Below are 791 nucleotides of genomic sequence, written 5' to 3'. Positions count from 1 at the left end.
CCTTGTCCAAAAAACTGTGTAAATGGTTATTGCATATTAACAAAAAGGAATCCTTTTGTCAAACAATATGGCAAATTGATTAACGGCAAGAGGCCAATTCCTTATAGGCATAGTCCACCTTTTACTCGCATTGCGTATCGCAAGATACATCACTTTATATATCGAATCATCGTCCGGAAAGCTTGATTTATTGCGAGTGATTTTTCTTAAGCTGAAGTTTAACGATTCAATCGCATTCGTAGTATAAATAGCTTTTCGGATTTCTTTAGGATAATTAAAAAACTCACTTAGCTCATTCCAATTCCTCTGCCAAGCAGCTTTAATCATCGGATACTTCTCATCCCATTTCTTTCCAAAATCTTCAAGAGCTTTGGCTCCGGCCTTTTCATTTATAGCTGAATATACTTCTTTCAAGTCTTTGCATACAGCTTTAAGGTCTTTGTAGGAAACAAATTTGGTAGAGCTTCTAACCATATGAACTATGCAATGCTGTATATGAGTATCCTCAAATACTGCCTTTACCGCTTCAGGAAATCCGGTAAGTCCATCCATGCAGGCTATCAGAATATCTTCAGTCCCTCGGTTCTTTATCTCACTAAGAACTCCCATAAGGCTTTCAGCCTTGTACTGTAAGGAAGTGATTGTACATGTCCGCTTTTTGCGGACGGCGTATCCAAAATTTTGCTCCTTCTGTATTAGATAGCCAAAGCCCTAATACCTCTTTTTTTCCTTCCCAATTGATTGCCAAAGCTACATATAAGGCTTTATTGACGTTTTTTCCGTCTTGACGG

General features: G+C 38.2%; 2 protein-coding genes. Both read right to left on the bottom strand.

Annotated elements, in window-relative coordinates; all coding sequences use genetic code 11:
- Positions 1 to 36: 36 nt before the first annotated feature.
- On the bottom strand, positions 37 to 642 hold the full coding sequence (locus CDOM16189_RS08020; protein WP_502707261.1) for an IS256 family transposase: 606 nt from the start codon (positions 640 to 642) through the stop codon (positions 37 to 39).
- The coding region (locus tag CDOM16189_RS10090) for a transposase (protein WP_170000954.1) at positions 617 to 791 on the bottom strand (175 nt) is incomplete at its 5' end. The genes CDOM16189_RS08020 and CDOM16189_RS10090, both read right to left, overlap by 26 nt.

Origin of the sequence: Campylobacter sp. RM16189 (assembly GCF_012978815.1) — a bacterium.
Lineage (GTDB): Bacteria > Campylobacterota > Campylobacteria > Campylobacterales > Campylobacteraceae > Campylobacter_A.
Note: the sequence above shows the minus strand (reverse complement) of the source record. Positions and strands in the feature narration are given on the sequence as shown.